This is a genomic window from Gelidibacter algens, assembly GCF_001678675.1.
Lineage (GTDB): Bacteria > Bacteroidota > Bacteroidia > Flavobacteriales > Flavobacteriaceae > Gelidibacter > Gelidibacter algens.
In genome coordinates this window covers 39066-59447 of the sequence record NZ_LZRN01000023.1, presented here as the reverse complement: position 1 = coordinate 59447, position 20382 = coordinate 39066, and the positions used below count along the sequence as shown (strand labels likewise).

Annotated in this window: 13 protein-coding genes, 5 tRNA genes and 2 rRNA genes; 19 read left to right on the top strand and 1 reads right to left on the bottom strand. The window is 38.7% G+C overall.

Translation table 11 applies throughout. The features are described from left to right. Positions 1-24: 24 nt before the first annotated feature. The 6 genes from A9996_RS11720 (at position 25) to A9996_RS11695 (ending at position 7870) form a co-directional block, all read left to right on the top strand. Positions 25-98: transfer RNA gene (locus A9996_RS11720), tRNA-Ile, on the top strand. An 83-nt stretch (positions 99-181) separates the two neighbouring features. Then, positions 182-258, top strand: a tRNA-Ala gene (locus A9996_RS11715). Between the two features lie 430 nt (positions 259-688). After that, a 23S ribosomal RNA gene (locus A9996_RS11710) occupies positions 689-3519 on the top strand. A 135-nt stretch (positions 3520-3654) separates the two neighbouring features. Beyond that, positions 3655-3763 (top strand): 5S ribosomal RNA (gene rrf / locus A9996_RS11705). 142 nt (positions 3764-3905) lie between these two features. After that, entirely contained in the window at positions 3906-6353 is a 2448-nt protein-coding gene (locus A9996_RS11700; RefSeq protein WP_066435012.1) for a helix-turn-helix domain-containing protein, read from the top strand. Between the two features lie 182 nt (positions 6354-6535). After that, positions 6536-7870, top strand: a complete 1335-nt coding sequence (locus A9996_RS11695; protein ID WP_066435009.1) for a T9SS type A sorting domain-containing protein — start codon at positions 6536-6538, stop codon at positions 7868-7870. A gap of 62 nt (positions 7871-7932) precedes the next feature. On the opposite strand, the gene A9996_RS11690 is transcribed toward A9996_RS11695, so the two are convergent. Beyond that, positions 7933-9075: an acyl-CoA dehydrogenase gene (locus A9996_RS11690; RefSeq protein ID WP_066435007.1), complete on the bottom strand. Its 1143-nt coding sequence runs from the start codon at positions 9073-9075 to the stop codon at positions 7933-7935. Between the two features lie 90 nt (positions 9076-9165). On the opposite strand from A9996_RS11690, the gene A9996_RS11685 reads away from it, so the two are divergent. From A9996_RS11685 to A9996_RS11625, 13 genes are all read left to right on the top strand, one after another. Beyond that, positions 9166-10038 carry an anhydro-N-acetylmuramic acid kinase gene (locus tag A9996_RS11685; RefSeq protein WP_346210597.1) on the top strand — a complete coding sequence of 291 codons (873 nt, stop codon included), beginning with the start codon at positions 9166-9168 and terminating at the stop codon, positions 10036-10038. A gap of 259 nt (positions 10039-10297) precedes the next feature. Beyond that, positions 10298-11524, top strand: a complete 1227-nt coding sequence (locus A9996_RS11680) for a Glu/Leu/Phe/Val dehydrogenase dimerization domain-containing protein (protein ID WP_066435005.1) — start codon at positions 10298-10300, stop codon at positions 11522-11524. Between the two features lie 14 nt (positions 11525-11538). Next, positions 11539-12957, top strand: coding sequence for a sodium:proton antiporter NhaD (gene nhaD, locus A9996_RS11675; RefSeq protein ID WP_066435003.1), 1419 nt, complete (start codon positions 11539-11541; stop codon positions 12955-12957). Positions 12958-13019: 62 nt separating this feature from the next. Next, positions 13020-13715, top strand: a complete 696-nt coding sequence (locus A9996_RS11670) for a MotA/TolQ/ExbB proton channel family protein (RefSeq protein ID WP_066435001.1) — start codon at positions 13020-13022, stop codon at positions 13713-13715. A 161-nt stretch (positions 13716-13876) separates the two neighbouring features. Beyond that, positions 13877-14269, top strand: coding sequence for an ExbD/TolR family protein (locus A9996_RS11665; protein ID WP_066434997.1), 393 nt, complete (start codon positions 13877-13879; stop codon positions 14267-14269). A gap of 88 nt (positions 14270-14357) precedes the next feature. Continuing rightward, on the top strand, positions 14358-15245 hold the full coding sequence (locus A9996_RS11660; RefSeq protein WP_066434993.1) for an energy transducer TonB: 888 nt from the start codon (positions 14358-14360) through the stop codon (positions 15243-15245). Continuing rightward, the gene (locus tag A9996_RS11655) at positions 15246-16466 is read left to right on the top strand and encodes a bifunctional folylpolyglutamate synthase/dihydrofolate synthase (protein ID WP_066434990.1); all 1221 of its coding nucleotides are present in this window, start codon (positions 15246-15248) and stop codon (positions 16464-16466) included. 61 nt (positions 16467-16527) lie between these two features. Next, a tRNA-Val gene (locus A9996_RS11650) sits at positions 16528-16602 on the top strand. A 41-nt stretch (positions 16603-16643) separates the two neighbouring features. Continuing rightward, positions 16644-16718: transfer RNA gene (locus A9996_RS11645), tRNA-Val, on the top strand. 185 nt (positions 16719-16903) lie between these two features. Further along, positions 16904-18136: a site-specific integrase gene (locus A9996_RS11640; protein WP_346210598.1), complete on the top strand. Its 1233-nt coding sequence runs from the start codon at positions 16904-16906 to the stop codon at positions 18134-18136. Between the two features lie 265 nt (positions 18137-18401). Further along, a tRNA-Leu gene (locus A9996_RS11635) sits at positions 18402-18483 on the top strand. Positions 18484-19089: 606 nt separating this feature from the next. After that, on the top strand, positions 19090-19605 hold the full coding sequence (locus tag A9996_RS11630; protein WP_066434985.1) for an NADPH-dependent FMN reductase: 516 nt from the start codon (positions 19090-19092) through the stop codon (positions 19603-19605). Between the two features lie 120 nt (positions 19606-19725). Continuing rightward, a complete protein-coding gene (locus A9996_RS11625) occupies positions 19726-20331 on the top strand; it encodes a Crp/Fnr family transcriptional regulator (protein ID WP_248912344.1) in 606 nt (201 codons plus the stop codon). Positions 20332-20382 lie beyond the last annotated feature (51 nt).

The following is a 20382-nucleotide window of genomic DNA, read 5'->3' as shown; positions in this document are numbered from 1 at the left end:
GGTCAGGTTTAGAGATTTTAAAACAGTCTCATAGCTCAGCTGGTTAGAGCGCTACACTGATAATGTAGAGGTCGGCAGTTCGAGTCTGCCTGAGACTACTAACTACTATAGAAAGGAAATTCTGGAAGCTAGAGAATTCTAAATTCGTAATTCTGAATTCAAAAATTCTGAATTCCAAATTGGGGGATTAGCTCAGCTGGCTAGAGCGCCTGCCTTGCACGCAGGAGGTCATCGGTTCGACTCCGATATTCTCCACCAAAGTACCCGTGAAAACGGGTATCTCACAGAGAGATCTGTAAGTTCATTACATATTGAATAGAGACTCGGCACAAATAGGGTGCTGGAGCGTCCCGAAAACGGGAAGGTCATCGGTTCGACTCCGATATTCTCCACTAAAAAGTACAGAGATATAAGTACAAAGTATCAAGATTCGTCTTAATACTTAATACTAAAAGTCTTAATACTTTTAAACGTTCATTGACATATTGAAAAAAGATACATAAAAAATATTACTGTTACAGTTTTAGGACTGTAATAAAGTAACATTTAGATTGATTAGGGTTTACGAGCTTTTAATCAATCTAATAAAGTTTGGTTTATGAGATTTAAGATCAGTGTTTGGTACTTGTACCGAAAACCGCGACTAAAAACTGTAAACTGAATAGTAACTCATTAAAAGACAAAAGTACAATAAGCTACATAAGAGCGTATGGGGAATGCCTAGGCTCTCAGAGGCGATGAAGGACGCGATAAGCTGCGAAAAGCTGCGGGGATTGGCACATACAAATCGATCCGCAGATATCCGAATGGGGCAACCCACCATATTGAAGATATGGTATCCTGCAAAGGAGGCAAACCCGGAGAACTGAAACATCTAAGTACCCGGAGGAGAAGAAAACAAAAGTGATTCCGTAAGTAGTGGCGAGCGAACGCGGATTAGCCCAAACCGGCACTGTTACGGCAGTGCCGGGGTTGTAGGACCACGAGATTCGAAGCACGATGAATTAGAACCCTTTGGAAAGAGGGGCCAGAGACGGTGATAGCCCGGTATAGGTAAAGACTGCATAGATAGTGGTATCCTGAGTAGTGCGGGGCACGTGAAACCCTGTATGAATTTGGCGGGACCATCCGTTAAGGCTAAATACTCCTGAGAGACCGATAGTGAACCAGTACCGTGAGGGAAAGGTGAAAAGAACCCTGAATAAGGGAGTGAAATAGAACCTGAAACCATACGCTTACAAGCGGTCGGAGCCCTTTAGGGGGTGACGGCGTGCCTTTTGCATAATGAGCCTACGAGTTACCGTTGCCAGCGAGGTTAAGTGGTTAAGCCACGGATCCGTAGCGAAAGCGAGTCTGAATAGGGCGCTTTAGTTGGTAGCGGTAGACGCGAAACCGTGTGATCTACCCATGGGCAGGTTGAAGTTTAGGTAACACTAAATGGAGGACCGAACCGGTTGACGTTGAAAAGTCTTCGGATGACCTGTGGGTAGGGGTGAAAGGCCAATCAAACTCGGAAATAGCTCGTACTCCCCGAAATGCATTTAGGTGCAGCGTTGATTTATAGTTTTATAGAGGTAGAGCTACTGATTGGATGCGGGGGCTTCACCGCCTACCAATTCCTGACAAACTCCGAATGCTATAAAATGTTGGTCAGCAGTGAGGGCCTGGGTGCTAAGGTCCAGGTCCGAGAGGGAAAGAACCCAGACCATCAGCTAAGGTCCCCAAATATATGTTAAGTTGAAATAACGAGGTTGAACTGCTTAGACAGCTAGGATGTTGGCTTGGAAGCAGCCATTCATTTAAAGAGTGCGTAACAGCTCACTAGTCGAGCGGTTCGGCATGGATAATAATCGGGCATAAACATATTACCGAAGCTATGGATCCCGTTTTTACGGGATGGTAGGGGAGCATTGTAGTGTCGTCGAAGGTGTGCTGTGAGGCATGCTGGAGAAGCTACAAAAGAAAATGTAGGCATAAGTAACGATAATGCGGGCGAGAAACCCGCACACCGAAAGACTAAGGTTTCCTCAGCTATGCTAATCAGCTGAGGGTTAGTCGGGGCCTAACGCGAACCCGAAAGGGGAAGTGGATGGACAACCAGTTAATATTCTGGTACCTGCTCACGTTAAAAGTGACGGAGGCGTATATTTGGTGCGTGCTGACGGAATAGCACGTTGAAGCGAGCAGTAATGCCGCGATAGTACACTGAGGCTACGGCCAAGGTGATAATCCAGAAAAGCGACTTCCAAGAAAAGCGAGTGAAGCAGCCCGTACCGCAAACCGACACAGGTAGTTGGGATGAGAATTCTAAGGTGCTCGAGAGATTCATGGCTAAGGAACTAGGCAAAATTGACGCGTAACTTCGGGAGAAGCGTCGCCCCACTCCGGTGGGGCCGCAGTGAAAAGATCCAGGCGACTGTTTATCAAAAACACAGGGCTCTGCTAAATCGAAAGATGATGTATAGGGCCTGACACCTGCCCGGTGCTGGAAGGTTAAGAGGAGGGTTTAGCTTCGGCGAAGATCTGAATTGAAGCCCCAGTAAACGGCGGCCGTAACTATAACGGTCCTAAGGTAGCGAAATTCCTTGTCGGGTAAGTTCCGACCTGCACGAATGGTGTAACGATCTGGATACTGTCTCAGCCATGAGCTCGGTGAAATTGTAGTATCGGTGAAGATGCCGATTACCCGCAGTGGGACGAAAAGACCCCGTGCACCTTTACTATAGCTTAGTATTGGTTTTGGATAAGTAATGTGTAGGATAGGTGGGAGACTTCGATCCTGCGTCGCCAGGCGTAGGTTAGTCATTGTTGAAATACCACCCTTTGCTTGTCTAGAGTCTAACCCTTGAACAAAGGGGACAGTGCTTGGTGGGTAGTTTGACTGGGGTGGTCGCCTCCAAAAGAGTAACGGAGGCTTCTAAAGGTTCCCTCAGCACGCTTGGTAACCGTGCGCAGAGTGCAATGGCATAAGGGAGCTTGACTGAGAGACATACAGGTCGATCAGGTACGAAAGTAGAGCATAGTGATCCGGTGGTTCCGCATGGAAGGGCCATCGCTCAAAGGATAAAAGGTACGCCGGGGATAACAGGCTGATCTCCCCCAAGAGCTCATATCGACGGGGGGGTTTGGCACCTCGATGTCGGCTCGTCACATCCTGGGGCTGGAGAAGGTCCCAAGGGTTGGGCTGTTCGCCCATTAAAGTGGCACGCGAGCTGGGTTCAGAACGTCGTGAGACAGTTCGGTCTCTATCTACTGTGGGCGTTAGAAATTTGAGTGGATCTGACTCTAGTACGAGAGGACCGAGTTGGACGAACCTCTGGTGCACCAGTTGTCACGCCAGTGGCATTGCTGGGTAGCTACGTTCGGAAGGGATAAGCGCTGAAAGCATATAAGCGCGAAACCCACCACAAGATGAGATTTCTTTAAAGGGCCGTGGAAGATTACCACGTTGATAGGCCATAGGTGTAAAGGCAGTAATGTCATAGCCGAGTGGTACTAATAGCCCATAGGCTTATTGTACGCCGTTCTTTTAGTAAGTAACTTTTTTATGTATACAGGCATCTGATGCCCTTTTTTCAATATGTCAAGATATTTGTCACATGCATTTGTGACGCTGTAGGTAATGATACAATTCATTACGCCGCAGCTATGACTTAAGGTGGTTATAGCGACGGGGCTCACCTCTTACCATTCCGAACAGAGAAGTTAAGCCCGTTTGCGCCGATGGTACTGCATCTCGTGGGAGAGTAGGTCGTCGCCTTTTTTAGAGAGTCCCCAACAGTGATGTTGGGGACTTTTTTTTTACTGTCGTGAACGTATCTCAAGGTCTAATGATTTCTTAGCCTGCAGAGTCTAAAACTTGTGGAATTTGTGTAAATTCAGTGTTTCTAATCGATGCGATTTACATGGACTCGAATAAAGAATTAGAATTAGCTTCAGACTTCGTCAATAATACCAATCAGTGTATTTTTCTAACAGGAAAGGCTGGTACAGGTAAGACTACCTTTTTGCATACTCTTAAAAAAAATTCGTTAAAACGACTGGTTGTTGTCGCACCTACTGGTGTGGCCGCCATTAATGCAAAAGGTGTTACCATTCATTCCTTTTTTCAAATGCCTTTTGGGCCGATTTTGCCCGATACTGATGCTCGCAACACTTCTGGTTTTAATAAAAAGTTCAGCAAAACAAAAATTGATATCATTAAATCGATGGATCTATTGATCATTGATGAAATTTCCATGGTACGAGCGGATGTTCTGGATGGTATTGATAAAACCTTAAAACGGTATAGGAATAGAGCAAAAGTCTTCGGTGGGGTGCAGGTTTTGATGATTGGCGATTTGCAGCAACTTTCCCCAGTGATCAAGGATAATGAATGGCAATTGCTAAAGTCATATTATCAAACCGGCTATTTTTTTAGTAGTCACGCATATCAGCAGTGCCAAGCGACTACCATCGAATTAAAACATATCTATCGACAAGAGAATCCCAAATTCATTGAAATCTTGAATGAGATTCGCAATAATACCTTAAGTCAAGCGTCGGCGGATGAATTGAATAAACGTTATATTGAAGATTTTAGACCAGATCCCAAAGAAGGATATATCGCACTCACGACACACAATAACAGGGCGGAACATGTAAATGAAGCAGAACTGAACGCATTAAAAACAAAAGCACATACTTATAAAGCGAAGGTGGATGGGATATTTCCAGAATATGTTTTTCCAAATCAGGAGGAAGTAAAGCTAAAAGTCGGAGCTCAAGTAATGTTCATTAAAAATGATAGTTCACCTGAAAAGCGATATTTCAATGGAAAAATTGGAAAAGTTATTTTGCTTGACAAGGATGAAGTTGTGGTCAAATGTCCTGATGATGATTATAATATTGAGACTACACCTGAAACTTGGGAGAATATCACGTATACTTTAAATGCTGATACTAAAGCGATTGCTGAAGATAGCATTGGCACATTCATACAAATGCCCTTGCGGTTGGCTTGGGCTATTACCATTCATAAAAGTCAGGGTTTGACTTTCGAAAAAGCCATTATTGATGCCCAAGGCGCGTTTGCACATGGCCAGACATATGTTGCTTTAAGCCGATGTAAATCTTTGGAAGGGCTTGTTCTAAAAAATAAAATTAATTCTGGCCAAATCATTAACGATCAGCAAGTAACCTCTTTTACTAAAATTGCCGAAGCCCATCAACCAGACATACATGCCCTTCAAATCGCTAGACGTATATTTCAACTTGATGCAATCCATGAAATTTTTGATTTTTATGAGTTTTTGTATCCTATAAACCGCTTGTTGGATATTTATTATAAGAATAGAGTTCATATTCAAGGCCAATTGAATGTCCCTTTAAACACCATGAAGACTGCAATCACCAATCTTTTAAAGATTAATTCAGGCTTTAAAGGTCAGTTGAATCAAATTTGCGAGGAGGACTCTCTACCAGAAACGAATGACAATCTCCAGGAACGTTTTAAAAGGGCCATTGCCTACTTCAAAATAGAAACGGATATGTGGATAGTTGGAACATTAAAAAATCTAAAATTCGCTACAGATAACTCTGCGGTTGAAAAAGATCTGACCAAAAATCTTGATATGATTGAAGATTTACTTTTGGTAAAACTATCTTATTTCAATGGTTTTATTCAAGGATTCTCTGCAAATTCTTTTTTGGAACTACGGGCAAACACCGTATTTCTAAAGAAGGCCAAACCAAAAAAACCAAGAACCTCTGTTATTGATGGAACTGTCAACATCGAATTGTTTGAACTCTTACGGGAATTACGTAACCAAATTGCCCATGATAACGACCTTATCCACTATCAAATATTTACTCAGAAAGCATTATATGAAATTTGTGAAATGCTTCCAATCAATAGAAAGCAACTTTTAAATATCAATGGTTTTGGAAAAACTCGTGTAGAGAAATACGGAACGCAAATTTTGGATGTTATTCGTGATTATTGTGACGAAAATGATATTGAAATGGAATACTCCAACGAAATTCAAACCTATGAAAAACCAAACACTCCTGTTAAAAGAGGAGATTCCAATAATGTTTCTTTAGAGATGTTCCAATCTGGAAAATCAATCTCGGACATCGCCGAAGAACGGGAACTAACCGAAACAACAATCTTCAGCCATTTATCGACATTTGTTTCTTCGGGAGAAGTTAGAGTGATTGATTTAATCTCTAAAGAAAAGTATGATGAACTTTCAAGTATGATTCCCAAACTTGCTTTTGAAAACCTATCCGATTTAAAAAAGCAGCTTGATGAAAAATACAGTTTTAATGACATACGAGTGGTTATAAAGGCATTGGAAAAACATGCATAACCTCAATTCATCAATTATTTAGATTTAGTCAATGGAAGGTCAAAATACTTGATGCTTATAGAAAAGTAAAATTTCAAAAGTCTATTCAGTAAATAATCTAAAACTAAAAAATTATGAAAACAACTTGTAATTATTTAAGACAATCAGCTTTTTTTATCTCAAATCGTTTTATAACTCTTGTTATGACACTGTTTTTAATGAATGTTTCCGCTTTCTCACAATGTTGGCAATCAATCACAGACAACGGAGGCACTGCACATGCAATACGAACAGACGGCACGTTATGGGGATGGGGCGAAAATGCTGGCCAATTGGGTATTGGTTTTACTCCAACTATTGCGTTCATAAGTGCGCCCACTCAAGTTGGAACTGATACCGATTGGATGGCTGTTGAAGAGGGTTATGACCACGTACTTGCTTTGAAAACGGACGGTACACTTTGGGCTTGGGGTAATAATAATTATGGAGCACTGGGTGATGGTACAAATGTTTGGAGTTGGTCTCCTGTTCAAATTGGCACTGACAGCAATTGGCAATCTATTTCAGCTGGTTCTGATTTAAGTCTAGCGCTAAAAACGGATGGCACCATTTGGGCTTGGGGAATTAATAATCATGGACAATTAGGTGACAATAACCAATTTATTGATAAACACAGCCCTACCCAGGTTGGTATTGAGACTAATTGGGCGAAAATTGAGGTGGGATTAGGGCATGCTGGAGCCATAAAGTCTGATGGTACGTTATGGGTATGGGGCTTGAACACCAACGGGCAAGTAGGAAATAGCTCTCTTAATGACCAAGTTGTCCCAGTTCAAATAGAAACTTTCACCGATTGGCAGACCTTAAATTTAGGAGGCGTAAATAGTGCAGGAATAAGAATGGATGGCACATTATGGGCTTGGGGCGCCAATGCTCAAGGGCAATCGGGAAGTCTTTCACCCGTGCAAGTGGGTACAGAAACAAATTGGTCAGACGTATCCTCGGGAAATCGATTTACTTTGGGTCTAAAAACAAATGGAACGTTGTGGTCTTGGGGAGATAACTCTAGCGGACAACTGGGACATGGAAATTTAACAAGCGTATATACTCCAACTCAAATTGGCGTGGATTCTGATTGGCAAACAATTGAAGCAGGGTTAGGAAACTCATTTGCCACAAAATCAGATGCTACATTATGGGGTTGGGGATATAATTATTACGGTAATTTGGGAAATGGTGATTCGGGTAATCAATACAATAGTCCAATTGATGTCATCTGTAGCGCATTATCGGTAGAGGAAAGTTTATTGGGCGAAGTTAAAATCTATCCAAATCCTACCAAAGACGTGATTCATTTCGAAACTACTTCAAATTCACATTTTAATATTCTGGTGTATGATATCTTTGCAAAACAAATTGCTCAATTTCAAGATATTAATATCATTGATATTTCAAATTTAAGTTCAGGCATGTATGTTGTTAAACTCTCAAATCCACAAACCTCGCAAACCATAATCCGTAAAATCATTAAGATTTAAAGAGAATATCCAAAATGAAAGCCCAATATTAGTATTGGGCTTCCGTACTTTTATGATACCATTTATGCCTTTATCAAACTCCTAGAAATTACAATTTTCTGAATTTCGGAAGTTCCCTCATATATCTGTGTAATCTTCGCATCGCGCATCAAGCGTTCTACATGGTATTCTTTCACAAAACCGTTGCCGCCAAAGATTTGTACGGCTTCCACCGTATGTTGCATGGCGGTTTTTGAAGCAAATAATTTTGCCACGGCACTAGATACATCATAATTGATACCATTATCTTTATCCCAAGCTGATTTCATCACCAAATGACGCGCGGCTTCAATATCCACATACATATCTGCCAATTTAAAAGCAATGGCTTGATGGTTGCAGATTTCAGTTCCGAAGGCTTTGCGTTCTTTTGAATATTTCAAAGCCAATTCATAAGCACCAGAGGCAATGCCCAACGCTTGCGCAGCAATCCCGATACGTCCTCCAGAAAGTGTTTTCATGGCAAATAAAAACCCTGATCCGTCTTCGCCAATCCTATTTTCCTTTGGCACTTTTACATCATTAAATTGGAGTGTATGGGTGTCACTTCCCCTGATGCCCAATTTATCTTCCTTGGGACCAACATGGAAACCTTCCATGCCTTTTTCTACAATAAAAGCGTTGATACCATGAGAACCTTTATGCTTGTCTGTTTGTGCGATGACCAAATAAACATCGGCACGTCCACCACTGGTAATCCAGTTTTTGGTTCCATTGATGACGTAATGGTCACCTTTATCTATGGCAGTCGTTTTTTGTGAAGTCGCATCACTGCCAGCTTCTGGTTCGCTTAAACAGAAAGCACCAACGAACTCACCTGTCGCTAATTTGGTCAAATATTTTTGCTTTTGTGCTTCATTTCCAAATGCCTCAAGTCCATAACATACCAAAGAATTGTTTACAGAAACAATGACCGATGCTGAAGCATCGATTTTAGACAATTCTTCCATAATCAAGACATACGAAATCGCATCCATACCACTCCCGCCATATTTTGGATTGACCATAATTCCCATAAACCCCAAATCGCCCATCTTTTTGACGAGTTCTTTAGGAAATTTTTGTTGATTATCACGGTCTATGACGCCAGGTAGTAATTCATTTTGGGCAAAATCTCGAGCGGCGTCGCGTATCATTAGATGTTCTTCGGTAAGGTTAAAATCCATAATATAATTTTATTGTTGATTTAATAAAAATGATTGCAAAGATAACGTTTTCGTAGAATTATTTCAATAAGGATTTGTAGTTTTACCAATATGAGAAAGAATCATTATAAAGTTATTGGTGTAATGTCTGGAACTTCACTTGATGGTATAGATTTGGCAAGCCTGACATTTTCTTTTATTGATACATGGAAATTTGAGATTCATCAATGTGAAACTATTCCATATCCTACATCCTGGCTTCATAAATTGAAGGAATTGACATCGTTATCTCTTCAAGAATTGAATCAGATAGATGAAGATTATACCTTATATTTAAGTGAAGCTATTAATCAATTTATAAAAAAAAATCAACTTTCACATATCGATGCAGTATGTTCCCATGGACACACGGCATTGCATCAGCCTCAAAATGGACTAACGTACCAAATTGGTAATTTGCCAAAATTGGCGTCCTTGATTAACTCCAAAGTGGTATGCGATTTTAGGGTAGAGGATGTAGCACTCGGTGGTCAAGGCGCCCCTTTAGTTCCAGTAGGTGATAAATTGCTGTTTTCCAACCATGAATTTTGCTTGAATCTTGGTGGATTTGCAAATATTTCTACAGAAAATGACGGAGAACGAATCGCTTACGATATTTGTCCTGCAAATATAGTCCTAAATCATTATGTCAATCGATTGGGATTTGATTTTGATGACGGAGGTAGATTGGCTTCAGGAGGAAAGATCAATCATCGGCTATTGGAAGCCTTAAATTCATTACCTTTTTATCATAAGGAGTTTCCAAAATCATTAGGGTTGGAATGGGTTCAAAAAGAAGTTTTCCCGCTCATTGATTCATTTCAGTTAACAACAGAAGATACATTAAGAACTTTTGTCGAACATGTTTCAATTCAAATAGCCAATGAAATCAACAAAAAAAATCATGTCTCGGTTTTAGTGACCGGTGGAGGCGTTTACAACTAATTTTTTGATGGAACGCCTCAACAATTTTTCAAACAACAAAATTGTGATTCCAGAATAAAAAACTTATTGAATTTAAAGAAGCCTTGGTTTTCGGATTTTTGGGTGTGCTCAAATTACGCAATGAAGTGAATTGCTTGAGCAGTGTGACGGGCGCTTACTAAAAACCATTCATCTGGCAAAATATATTGTCCATAAAATTATTGAAAAATTAAACTTAATGGATTCATAGTTTTTTATATTTGTTACAGAATAACCACTAATGAAAGATTTACTTCAAAAGTACGAAGACAAAGAACCCGAAATTGTATTTAATTGGAAAGATCCAGAAACTGAGGCAGAAGGCTGGACAGTCATCAACTCCTTGCGCGGTGGTGCGGCAGGAGGTGGGACACGTATGCGTAAAGGTCTTAACATGAATGAAGTCTTGTCTTTGGCGAAAACAATGGAAGTGAAATTTACCGTTTCAGGACCAGCTATAGGCGGCGCCAAATCTGGAATCAATTTTGACCCACATGACCCTAGAAAAAAAGGCGTTTTGGAGCGCTGGTATAAAGCCATTTCTCCATTATTGAAAAGTTATTACGGTACTGGTGGCGACTTAAATGTTGATGAGCTGCATGAAGTAATTCCAATGACCGAAGAAACTGGCGTTTGGCACCCTCAAGAAGGCGTTTTTGAAGGCCATTTTAAACCCACCCAAGCAGATAAGATTAATCGCATTGGCCAATTACGCCATGGCGTGATCAAGGTTATTGAAAATCCAAAGTACTCTCCTGATGTCAGTAGAAAATATACTGTGGCAGATATGATCACAGGATTTGGTGTCGCTGAGGCTGTTAGGCATTTTTATGATGCCCATGGAGAATCCGTTGAGGGTAAGCGTGCCATTGTTCAAGGTTTCGGAAATGTGGGTGCTGCTGCAGCTTTTTATCTGTCTCAAATGGGCGCCAAAGTCGTGGGTATTATCGACGTTGTAGGAGGACTCATCAAAGAGGAGGGCTTTTCATTTGAAGAAATAAGAACACTATATCTCAAAAAAACAGGGAACACGCTCATCAGCGATGATCTCATTCCTTTTGAAGACATTAATAAACAAATATGGTCCTTAAAGGCAGAGGTTTTTTTACCCTGCGCGGCGTCACGATTAATCACCCAAAAACAAATTGATCAGATGGTCAATACTGGCTTGGAGGTGATCTCCTGTGGTGCCAATGTACCGTTCGCAGATAAAGAAATATTCTTCGGACCTATTATGGAATATACTGACAATAAGATCAGCCTTATTCCTGATTTTATTTCCAATTGTGGTATGGCGAGAGTGTTTGCCTACTTTATGGAACAAAAGGTGCAAATGACCGATGATGCCATTTTTAGCGACACATCAAACCTAATCAAACAAGCCATTGAAAAGGTGTATAGTAAAAATCAAAGTAAAACAGGCATAAGCGAAACGGCTTTTGAAATAGCATTGAGTCAACTTATATAATATTTTTAGGATAAATGGAAACGGCAATTGTTTTAGTATTCGTCATTGGCTATTTGGCCATTACCTTAGAGCATAGCCTCAAGATTGACAAGCTTATCCCAGCGTTGGTAATGATGGCAGCTGCTTGGGCCTTAATTTCTTTAGGTTTGGATAGCTTTCCAGATTGGTTTGACTCTGTTGATCATAGTTTAGTTGAAGGTTTTTCAAGTTTACCAGTGGAAAATTTAGAAAATCCAACGCAGAGTAAGTTGCACTTTATGGAAGAGACGCTGCTTCACCATTTAGGTAAAACGGCTGAAATTCTTGTATTTCTATTGGGCGCAATGACCATTGTTGAGATCATTGATTATTTTGATGGATTCTCTACTATTAAAAGTTATGTCAAGACCAGAAAGAAGATAAAAATACTTTGGATCTTTTCAATTTTGGCCTTCTTACTATCTGCAATTATTGATAACCTTACTGCCACCATTGTCTTGATTTCCATTCTTCAAAAGATAGTCAAAGATAGAGACATGCGTCTGTATTATGCAGGCCTTATAATTATCGCTGCCAACGCTGGTGGCGCATGGTCTCCAATTGGAGATGTGACCACCACCATGCTTTGGATTGGTAACAAAGTTACCACAGGGCACCTCTTTGTATATTTATTTTTGCCTGCTGTTGTATGTATGGCGGTCCCTACGCTTATTGCATCATTTTTACCGGTATTTAAAGGTGATTTGGTTAGTGATGATGCCATATTGGAAGAGAAGCCCAAAAGTAGGTTTGGCGCAACAATGTTGTTTCTGGGACTTGGGGCAATTGTTTTTGTGCCAATATTTAAAACTATAACGCATTTGCCGCCCTATGTGGGGATGATGCTCTCTTTAGGTGTAGTTGCTATTTTTGCTGAATTGTATAGCAGTTCTAAATTCAGTATCACAAGTACAGATTCTCTTGAGAGTGATGCCCATGCCCATCATAGTCCTGTGCACGCCTCCCTCGCCAAAATTGAATTGCCAAGTATTCTATTTTTTCTTGGAATTTTAATGGCTGTGGCAGCCTTGGAATCATTGGGTATTTTGTTTGAATTTGCGTCATCTCTACAGACAACAATGCCAATGCTTGGTACTGAATTGCGTCACGCTGGGGTATCGGACTTGGTGATCTTATTGTTGGGGGTAGCCTCCGCAGTTATTGATAACGTACCTTTGGTGGCCGCAAGTTTAGGAATGTTTTCTGAGGGAACTGATAATGAGCTATGGCATTTTGTGGCTTATTCAGCAGGAACAGGGGGGAGCATGCTCATCATAGGCTCTGCAGCAGGCGTAGTAGCTATGGGAATGGAAAAAATAGATTTTTTCTGGTACTTGAAAAATATATCATGGTTGGCACTCATCGGCTTTTTAGCGGGCGCTATAACCTTTATGTTTACCAGAACAATTATTTAAAACATACTTAAGTTAAATTTTAGACGTTAAACATTCATTACATAAATTAAATCAATAAAAATATGATATTACAGAGTGATATTCAAGGAGGAGCAGAACTTGTTCCGGATGGTGAATCAGTAGAAAAAACTTTATCTATTATTGAATTGATCGGAAGCGGCGGAACGGCGGGAATGGTAATTATAGCCATCTTGTTTGTCTTGCTGGTTTTTGCAATTTATATTTATTTTGAACGATTATTCGCTATAAAAGCAGCTTCAAAAATAGATTCAAATTTTATGAATCAAATCAAAGACCATGTGACCAATGGTAAAACAGACTCAGCGCAAATTTTGTGTGCTCAGGTCAATACGCCAGTCTCACGATTGATCAATAAAGGCATCAGTCGTATTGGGAAGCCTTTGGAAGATATTAATACCGCCATTGAAAATGCAGGTCGTTTGGAAGTTTATGAATTGGAGCGTAACGTAAGTGTTCTTGCTACAATTTCTGGAGTTGCGCCTATGATTGGGTTTTTGGGTACCGTTATCGGGATGATTTTATCCATCTTTGAAATTGCAAATGCTGGAGGACAAATTGATATTAAATTATTGGCAGACGGACTCTATACCGCGATGACGACAACGGTTGGCGGATTGATTGTGGGTATTGTTGCCTATATGGCCTACAACCATTTGGTGGTTAAAACCGATAAAGTAGTCTATCAGATGGAAGCCCATTCATTAGAGTTTTTAGATCACTTGAACGAGCCGATTTAAAGGATTTGCCAGTATTCAGGCTGCAGTTTCAATTCTTGAAATTTGTGAATTGAAATAGTTCTGACGATTTTTGGAATGAGTGCCATATCAACATAAGGTTAGAGCAAATCCATTCCGTATCTAAAATAAGGAATAAGAATAATTTTGAGTAATTCGAATTTATGAATATAAGAGGAAGAAATAAAGTAACGCCAGAATTCAATATGTCATCAATGACAGATATTGTCTTTTTGTTATTAATATTTTTCATGTTGGCATCAACTTTAGTGACCACCAATGCCATAGACATTCTGTTACCAAAAGCAGATGGAAAAACGGAGAATAAAAAATCAGTCGCTGTGAGCATTACTAAAGATTTGAATTACTATATTGATCAAAGATTGGTAGGCGAAAGCATTTTGGAGCTTGAGTTACAAGAGGCACTGGCCAATTTAGAAGAGCCCACCATAGTTTTGAGAGCTGAAAAATCAGTTTCCATAGAAAATGTCGTTAAGGTGATGGACATTGCCAATAGAAATAAATTTAAAGTCATTTTGGCGGTAAAGCCCAATTGATATGAAAAGAGCAAATCTAAAAGTTTTGGAAAATAATGAAGAAGATTTGCGAACAACATGTGACTATTAAGACTAACAAAACACACACATGAAATATTTAGAGACCAAACATGAACGCAATTCAGCAAAGATTACCACACTTATTGTGGTGATCTTGCTGTTGTTATTATTTGTGGTTGGACCTCCATATATGGATCCACCTTTAGAGTATGGGGTTGCTGTAAACTTTGGCAATTCAGAAGTTGGTAGTGGAGATGTTCAGCCTCTGAAACCTGTAAAGTCTGAACCTAAAGAAGTGGTAAGCGAACCAGTTGTTAAAGAAACAAAGGTTGAAGCAACACAAGAAGCTCCTAAAAAATCAGAGCTGCCTGCTGAGAAAGTGATGACTGAAGATAATTCAGAAGCCATTGCGATGAAAAAGCAGAAGGAAGCTGCAGATGCCAAAGCTAAAGCCGATTCAAAAGCAAAAGCTGAAGTGGAACGCGCACAAAAAGCAAAAGAAGCTGCTGAAGCTAAGAAACGTCAGGAGGAAGCCGATAAAAAGGCGAAATTAGATGCCTTGATTGGTGGCGTCAAAAAATCGGACGGCAAAACTTCTGGTGGAGAGGGTAATGACGGCAAACCTGGAGATAAAGGACAATTAGATGGCGATCCGTACGCACCAAGTTATTTTGGTCAGCCAGGTACAGGAAGTGGCGGTAACGGAAGCGGCTACGGATTAAACGGAAGAGGAAGACCCACAAATGACAAGGTAGTACCTGATTGTGATGAAGAAGGGCGTGTGGTTGTTGAAATTCATGTTAATAGAGACGGACGTGTGGTAAATGCCATTCCTGGAAAAAAAGGCACAACTGGCGATTTATGCCTATACGAAGCTGCGCGGAAAACTGCCATGACCTATAAGTGGCCAGCAGATCCAAAAGCGCCAGTGACCCAAACAGGTTTTGTGAAAATAGATTTTAGCGTAACCCAATAGATGACTTATCAAGATACTGTCAACTGGATGTTTCAGCAGTTACCAATGTATCAAAACCAAGGCAAATCGGCTTATAAAGCCAACTTGGACAACACACTGCACTTAGCAAAACACCTCCAGCATCCCGAGCATAATTTTAAAAGCATTCATGTGGCTGGCACCAACGGAAAAGGTTCCACAAGCCATATGTTGGCCTCCATATTTCAGGAAGCGGGCTACAAGGTTGGGCTCTATACCTCACCACATCTAAAAGATTTCAGAGAACGCATCAAAATCAATGGAAAAGACATAAGCGAAGCTTTTGTTATGAAGTTCATCAATTCGCATCAAAATTTTTTTGAAACCCATACGCTCTCGTTTTTTGAAATGACTGTGGGTATGGCGTTTGAGTATTTCTCTGAAGAAAAAGTGGATATTGCTATTATTGAAGTAGGTATGGGAGGACGTTTGGACTCTACCAATATCATTACGCCTGAAGTCTCCATAATTACAAACATAGGTTTGGACCACACCCAGTTTTTAGGCAACACTTTGCAAGCTATTGCTTTTGAAAAAGGAGGTGTTATAAAGCCTCACATACCCGTCGTTATTGGTGAAACCCAGTACGAAACTGAGAATGTCTTTAAGGAGCTTGCTGATGCGCGTCATGCTGAGATTTACTTTGCAGATCAGCAAGAGAATGAAAAAAGCTATGTGAGCGATTTAAAAGGGAATTATCAAGAAAAAAACAAGACCACTGTTCTTTTGGCCATAAAAATCCTGCGCAAAAAGTCCTTTGAAATTTCTGAAGAAGCGCTCAAGCTTGGTTTTCTAAATGTGGTAAAGAATACCGGTTTACATGGGCGTTGGGAAATACTTCAAGAGAATCCAAAAATTATTTGTGATACCGCCCACAATAAAGAGGGCCTGCAATATGCTATGACGCAACTTTTAAATGAGAATTTTGAACGGCTCCATCTGGTCTTTGGTGTGGTTAATGACAAGGACGTGGCGTCTATCATTCCTTTATTGCCGAAAGATGCTTTGTATTATTTCTGTAAACCCAATATTCCTCGTGGTTTAGAGGCAGCAGTTTTGCGGGATATTTTTAGTGATCATGGAATTGAGGGAAATGCATACAAGAGCGTTCAAATGGCTTTAAGTGCTGCAAAACAACACGCTGCAGCATCTGACGTTATTTATGTTGGTGGCAGCACCTTTGTGGTAGCTGAAATAATTTAATTTTTTTTGAAAAAAGCTTTTGCGATATCAAAAACTAATCTATATTTGCAATCCCATAACAGGGCGATTAGCTCAGCTGGTTCAGAGCACCTCGTTTACACCGAGGGGGTCGGGGGTTCGAACCCCTCATCGCCCACTAAAGTTCATACAATGTATGGACTTTTTTTATAAGCAGCAGGTCCATTAACTCAGTTGGTTCAGAGTGTCACGTCGACAACGTGGAAGTCATTGGTTCGAATCCAATATGGACCACTTTTAAAGTATTTTTTTGAATCATATTATGTGTAAATATATGATTTTCAGTTAAATACATTTTAGTGAATATTAAATGATTCCATTTAATATCAAAGTTTAGGTGACCTATTCGGTTACCTTGGATTATTATCTTTTAGGTTTTAATTCTATTTTGCGTATGGTTTGACTTTCGTTTTTAATGAATATTAAAAAACGAACTATGCGAACATCACATTTATCAATTACGTTCTGGCAGAACGTATCAAAAAAAAATATCTGGCAATGCACCATTATATGTCAGAGTCACTGCAAATGGTAAACGTTTAGAAATCAGTTTGGGTAGGTCTATTCCAATTAAGTATTGGAGTAAAACTACAAAAAGAATGATCGGAAGATCAAACGAAAGCCTGCAGGTAAACGCCCATATTGAGCAAGTTTACTTTAAATTGTTGGAATGCCAAAGACAGTTAAACCTTGAGAAGAAGGCTATAACTGCTCATGCGATAAAAACCTATTACTACAGGGATGGCAACGATCAAAAAACTTTAGTCGATTTAATAAGTTATCATAATAGGGTAATGGCAAACGTTATCAAAACGAGTACTCTAAGCCACTATTTCACCACAGAAAAATATTTACTTGAATTTTTGGAAAGTTCCATGAAGTCAAAAGATGTCAATCTAATTGATATATCATTTGAATTCATTAGTGATTTTGAATGCTTCCTAAGAAAAAAAAGCAGGTTGAATCATAACGGAGTTATGAAGCACTTGACCAGATTGAAGAAACTTATAAATTTGGCTATCAAACTAGATTGGCTGATAAGAAATCCATTTATAAATTTTACCATAAGATTTTTAAAAACAGAACGAGACATACTTAACAAAAATGAATTGATCGCAATTGAGGGCGCATCCTTCGATAGAACATGTTTAGAAATCACTAAGGATATGTTCATTTTTTCATGTTATACAGGATTGTCTTATATTGATATTCAAGAACTGAATAAAGGTCACATTGTCAAAGGTAATGACGGAGGACTTTGGATAAGAACCAAACGAGTGAAGACAAACATTCTTGTCAAAATACCTATTTTGGATAAAGCGCAAATGATTTTGAATAAATATGCTAAACATTATCGTTTAATTTCAAGGGATGCTGTCCTTCCAATATACTCAAATCAAAAGACCAACTTATATCTTAAAGAGATTGCAGGGAAACTTAACATTCAAAAAAAGTTGACTTTTCATGTTGCAAGACACACTTTTGCTACCTTAATTACTTTATCCAATGGAGTGCCGATTGAAACTGTAGCCAAACTTTTGGGGCATACCAAGTTAACCACAACACAAATATATGCTAGAGTTTTAGATGACAAAATAAGTGAGGACATGAGAATCGTTCAAGAGATATTAAATAATAATGAGACTAATTAGAGTGGGAGAAGTTTTAATCTAATTAGTTCTTTATATGGATTAAGAATCAAATTGTATTATTTTTAGGATATGTCAAGATTTTCTAATGTAAAATAAACTGAGTCATGATTTATAAAACGTTGTTGTTATCACGGCATTAGACACGCTAGACTTAGGACTTAACCAAATAAAAGTCCTAAAATTATTGAAAATGCGGGCGTGGTGGAATTGGTAGACACGCCAGACTTAGGAGTTATCCTAATAAAAGTCTAATTATTTTTAAAATGCGGGCGTGGTGGAATTGGTAGACACGCCAGACTTAGGATCTGGTGCCGCGAGGTGTGGGAGTTCGAGTCTCCCCGCCCGTACAAAAGCTGAAGAGAAATCTTCGGCTTTTTCCATTTAAAAAACTTTCGAAAAAATGGTCAGGTACAACATAGGTACAACATTTGATTATTTAGCGATGTTAATTAAAAATCACTTCAAATCAGTTCAAACCTAAATATATCCTATTCCATTAATGATAAACCTTAACAATTGTAAGTCAAATCGTTACATTTAATTAAAAAATAATTGATATTTCATTCTTTTAAAGAGGATTGATTGAATAGTTATTTAATAATAGATAATGATGGTCAAATAGCTAAAGACTTACAAAAAGTATTGGCAGATTATCCTATGTTTTTATCTATTGGAAATTCCTATATCTGTAATCAATCATGAATGATATTTTTAAGAGAAAACCCGATTTGGTATTTCTCAATTTAGATAGTATTTATATATATGGAATGCCAATTAAAGTGCACACTGCAAATGGAAAAATTGAAACTGATACTGGAGCGAACCTGATGTTTCTTTAATATAAAAGTTCACTATCTTCCTATTTAAATTATCAATTAATACAACTTAAAATGATAATTTTAAAAGTGGAAATTGTATTTTGAAATTAATTATACAATGTCAACTAAAAAAACATTTTAGCAATTTCAGGTAGTGTTGGAAAGCATTCTACAGATCATAGAATTCTGCAATTTTTAAGTAATAGATTTTCTCACATTTTAAAGTTTGAGATTTTTGATGGTATCGATAAATTACCTCATTTTAGCACTCAACTGGATAATGAACATTTACCACTGGAAGTATTGCATTTCAGAACTCAAATTGAAAAGGCAGATGGTATTTTAATTTGCACACCAGAATATATCTTTAGTTTACCAGGTAGTTTAAAAAATGCACTCGAATGGAACGTTTCAACAAGACTTTTTGAAACCAAATCTGTCGCTATGATTGTGGCATCTGCTTCTGGAGAAAAAAATTTCGATTCTTTGGCTTTAATACTTGAGACTTTGGGAGCAAATGTCCCGATGGGTTCAAGACTTCTGATTCAAGGAGCAAAAGGAAAAATCAACGAGGATTTTACAATTACCGACATAAAATTATTGCATGAGATTGACAGTTTAATGGCTTCATTTTCTCGTACTGTATATTGATTTTTGATTATAAATAAGCTTAAATTTATCTTTAGACTTCGAAGTGTAGATTAGTGTAATTAAATATAAACATAAAATCAATCTAAACTATGGTTAAGTTTCAAAAACAAGTCAACATAAATGAAGATGAACAATGAACATCATATAGAAAAGCTACTGATAGATATCGATAAAACCGTTACTCTAAACACAGAAACGGAAAGACTGCTAGTACCGCAATTAATCATAAACAAAATAAAGAAAAAATCCTATGTATTAGAACCCGGACACATTGCCAATACCATGAATTTTATTGTGAAAGGCTGTATGCGTTGTTTTTATATTGACGATAATGGTAATGAACATATTTTACAATTAGGAATAGAAAACTGGTGGATTAACGACCTGTATAGTTACTTAAGCCAAGAACCCTCACGTATGTTTATTCAAGCAATTGAAGATACCACACTTGTACAGATTTATAAAGAAGAACTGGAAAAATTATATTTAGAATCACCTACGGTATCCAATTTTTTCCGAATGAAACTTCAAAATGCCTACGTTGCCTTACAAAAAAGAATGATGCACAAATTGAGTACTGATGCTTATGAACGTTATCAAATATTCATAAAAGACTATCGAAATATTGAACAGCGCATACCACAATACATGGTGGCCTCTTACTTGGGAATAACACCTGAATTTTTGAGCCATTTACGAAAAAAGCATTCCGACGACCTTTCTTAAGATACCTTAATTTTTTTCGAAATAACGTACAATATCTTTGTCTAAATTAAA